We start from the raw sequence: 3,461 nt of genomic DNA on the forward strand, positions 1-3,461 counted from the left end.
GCTGGCGGCACTGGTCGAAACCGCATTGGTGACGAGCTTTCGTCTTTCCAACGACAATCCGGAAGGGCAGCGCCCCTCATTGCCGCTGCACCGGGAAGTCGCCGAAAAGATCGCCGCCGGCGACGCGACCGGCGCACAAAAGGCGCTGCTGGTCCTCATCGACAATGCCGAGGAGGACGTGCGCCGCAGCGTCGAAAACCGCAACAAGCGCCGCCAGGAACGGGAACAGACATCGTGACCGACACCAAACGCAAACTGCGGTCCGAGGCCTGGTTCGGCGGTGAGGGCAAGAACGCCTTCATTCACCGCAGCTGGATGAAGAACAACGGCCTGCCCGACGATGCCTTCGACGGCCGCCCGGTGATCGGCATCTGCAACACCTTCTCCGAATTCACGCCTTGCCACGTGCATTTCCGTGGCCTGATCGAGCACATCAAGGCGGGCGTGCTGGAAGCCGGCGGCCTGCCGCTGGAATTCCCGGTCTTCTCCTGCGGCGAATCCAATCTGCGCCCGACGGCGATGCTGTTCCGCAATCTCGCCTCGATGGATGTCGAGGAAGCGATCCGCGGCAATCCGATGGACGGTGTCGTGCTGATGGCAGGCTGCGACAAGACCACCCCGTCGCTGGTCATGGGCGCGGCCTCCTGCGACCTGCCGTCGATCGTCATTTCCGGCGGGCCGATGCTCAATGGCCGTTTCCAGGGCCGCGAGATAGGTTCCGGCACCGATGTCTGGAAATTCTCCGAGGATGTCCGCGCCGGCGTGATGAGCGAGCAGGATTTCGCTAATGCCGAGAGTGCCATGTCACGCTCGCCGGGTCATTGCATGACCATGGGCACGGCCTCGACCATGGCCTCGATGGTCGAAGCGCTCGGCCTGGCGCTGCCGGGCAACGCTGCCTATCCGGCGGTCGACGCGCGCCGCAGCCGCATCGCCCGCATGACGGGGCGGCGCATCGTCGAGATGGTCAATGAGAATCTCCGCCCGTCCGCCATCCTCAAGAAAGAAGCTTTCGCCAACGCCATCCGTGTCAATGGTGCCATCGGCGGCTCGACCAATGCGGTCGTGCATCTGCTGGCGATTGCCGGCCGCGTCGGCACCGAACTGACACTGGACGATTGGGATCGATATGGCCGCGATGTACCGACCATCCTCGACCTGATGCCGTCAGGCCGCTTCCTGATGGAGGACTTCTGCTACGCAGGCGGCATTCCGGCGGTCATGAAGGAGATCGGCGATCTGCTCGATCTCGACGTGCTGACCGTCACCGGCAAGACCGTGCGCGACAACATCCGTGACGCTAAAAACTACAATCCCGAGGTGATCCGCCCGCGCGACAAGGCGCTTACTCCCAATGGCGGTATCGCGGTGCTGCGTGGCAATCTGGCGCCCGACGGCGCCATCATCAAGCCGTCAGCCGCGTCACCGGCCCTGATGAAGCATCGCGGCCGCGCCGTCGTCTTCGAGGACATCGACGACTACAAGGCGCGCGTCGACGATCCCGCGCTCGACGTCGACGAAGCGTCGATCATGGTGCTGAAGAATTGCGGCCCCAAGGGCTATCCGGGGATGGCCGAGGTCGGCAACATGGCGCTGCCCCGGAAGCTGCTGAAGCAGGGTGTCCGCGACATGATCCGCATCTCCGATGCCCGCATGTCCGGCACCGCCTTCGGCACCGTCGTGCTGCATGCCGCACCCGAAGCCGCCATCGGCGGCCCGCTGGCGCTGGTCAGGAGCGGCGACTTCATCGAGCTCGACGTCGAAGCAAGGAAGCTGCATCTCGACGTGTCGGCACAGGAGCTGGCGCGGCGTCGTGAATCCTGGCTACCGCCCGTCCCGGCGATGCGCGGCGGCTATCAGGGCCTCTATGTCGACCGTGTCCTGCAGGCGGACCGCGGCGCCGATCTCGACTTTCTCGTCGGATGCCGTGGCCACGCCATTCCACGCGAAAGCCATTGAGGCCGACCAGCATGCCCAATTTCCGGCCTGACGATTTCCACGCCATTCACGCCATTCTCTACGCGCTCTTTGACGCGAACGAACAACTGGACCGCGCGGCGATGCGTCGGCAGGTCGAGATCTGCCTGGCGACGGGCGTGCACGGCATGGCGGCGCTCGGCCTGGCGACGGAAGTCGCCAAGCTGACCGAGGCCGAGCGCCGGACGATCATGGACTGGACGGCGGAAGATACGGCTGGAAAAGTGCCGCTTGCCTTCACCATCTTCGGCGCTTCGGTGGCTGAGCAGGTGGCACAGCTTCGCCATGCTGAAAGCGTGGGAGCGGATTGGGTGATCCTGCAGCCGCCGCCGGTCGGATCCTATGGTGCGCTGGAATACACCAGGTTCTTCGGCCGCGTCGCCGAGGCAACCGACCTGCCGGTGGCGATCCAGAACGCGCCGGCGTTTTTCGGGCGCGGCCTGTCATCGGACGAGATCCGCGAACTTGTCACGCTTCATCCCAACATAAGGCTGATCAAGGGCGAAGGCCCTGTCACCGACATTGCCGGATTGATCGAACGCACCGAAGGCCGGATACCCGTTTTCAACGGACGCGGCGGCCTTGAACTGATCGACAATTTCCGCATCGGTTGCCGCGGCATGATCCTGGCGCCTGATGGCATCGACCTCGCCGTGCGCGCCTACAATGCGTTTCGGATCGGTGACGAAGCGACGGCCGAGGCCGAGTACGCAAGAATGCTGCCGGCAGCGGTCTTCGTCATGCAGGGCATCGAGAACCTGATCTGCTACGGCAAGCGGCTGTTCGGCGCCCGCGCAGGCATCCCGATACACGACCGGGCTCCGGCGATGCGGCCCAACGAGACCGGCGTGGCGATGGTGGCGCGCTTTGCGGCTGGCCTCGGTCGGTTGCCTGGCTGAACGGCAACTGCCCTTCAATAGGTCGTCCGCCCACCCGACAGGTCGAACGTGGAGGCGGTCGTGAAACTGTTCTCCTTGGAGACGAGCCAGGCGACCATCGCCGCGGCTTCGTCGACCTCCAGCAGGCGGCCGCGCGGAATGCGCGAGCGCATATATTCGATGTGCTCCGGCGTCAGCTGTTCGAGGATGCGCGTCTGTGCCGTGGCCGGCGAGATGCAGTTCACGGCGATGTCGTACTGCGCCAGTTCCTTGCCGAGCGACTTGGTCAAGCCGATGACCGCCGCCTTCGAGGCTGAATAGGCGGAGGCGTTGGGGTTGCCCTCCTTGCCGGCGACCGAAGCGATGTTGACGATCCGTCCGTAATTGCGCTCCTTCATTCCGGGAACCACGGCGCGATTGACGTAGAACGTACCGTTTACGTTGACGTCGATGACCTTCTTCCACGTCTCGATGTCGTAGACGTCGAGCGGGGCGGCAGGGCCGGCAATTCCGGCGGAATTGACCAGAATGGAAATCTTGCCGGCCAGATCTTCGGTCCTGGCGCGCGCCGCGTCCACCGACGTCCAATCGGCGACGTCCACGATC

Annotated in this window: 3 protein-coding genes and 1 pseudogene; 3 read left to right on the forward strand and 1 reads right to left on the reverse strand. The window is 64.5% G+C overall.

The features are described 5' to 3' along the window. The 3 genes and pseudogenes from ENZ75_RS25395 to ENZ75_RS25405 all read left to right on the forward strand — a co-directional run. A pseudogene (locus ENZ75_RS25395) lies at window positions 1-238 on the forward strand (FadR family transcriptional regulator); the annotation flags it as partial. Then, on the forward strand, window positions 235-1,959 hold the full coding sequence (gene araD, locus ENZ75_RS25400; RefSeq protein ID WP_164887991.1) for an L-arabinonate dehydratase: 1,725 nt from the start codon (window positions 235-237) through the stop codon (window positions 1,957-1,959). The pseudogene ENZ75_RS25395 and the gene araD, both read left to right, overlap by 4 nt. Before the next feature lie 11 nt (window positions 1,960-1,970). Beyond that, a complete protein-coding gene (locus ENZ75_RS25405; RefSeq protein ID WP_063169851.1) occupies window positions 1,971-2,876 on the forward strand; it encodes a dihydrodipicolinate synthase family protein in 906 nt (301 codons plus the stop codon). 14 nt (window positions 2,877-2,890) lie between these two features. Here the strand turns inward: ENZ75_RS25405 and ENZ75_RS25410 are convergent. After that, on the reverse strand, window positions 2,891-3,461 hold a 571-nt coding region (locus tag ENZ75_RS25410; protein ID WP_128278401.1), incomplete at its 5' end, for an SDR family oxidoreductase.

The organism is Mesorhizobium sp. M7A.F.Ca.CA.002.04.1.1 (assembly GCF_004022805.1).
In the GTDB taxonomy this organism is placed as follows: Bacteria; Pseudomonadota; Alphaproteobacteria; order Rhizobiales; family Rhizobiaceae; genus Mesorhizobium; species Mesorhizobium ciceri.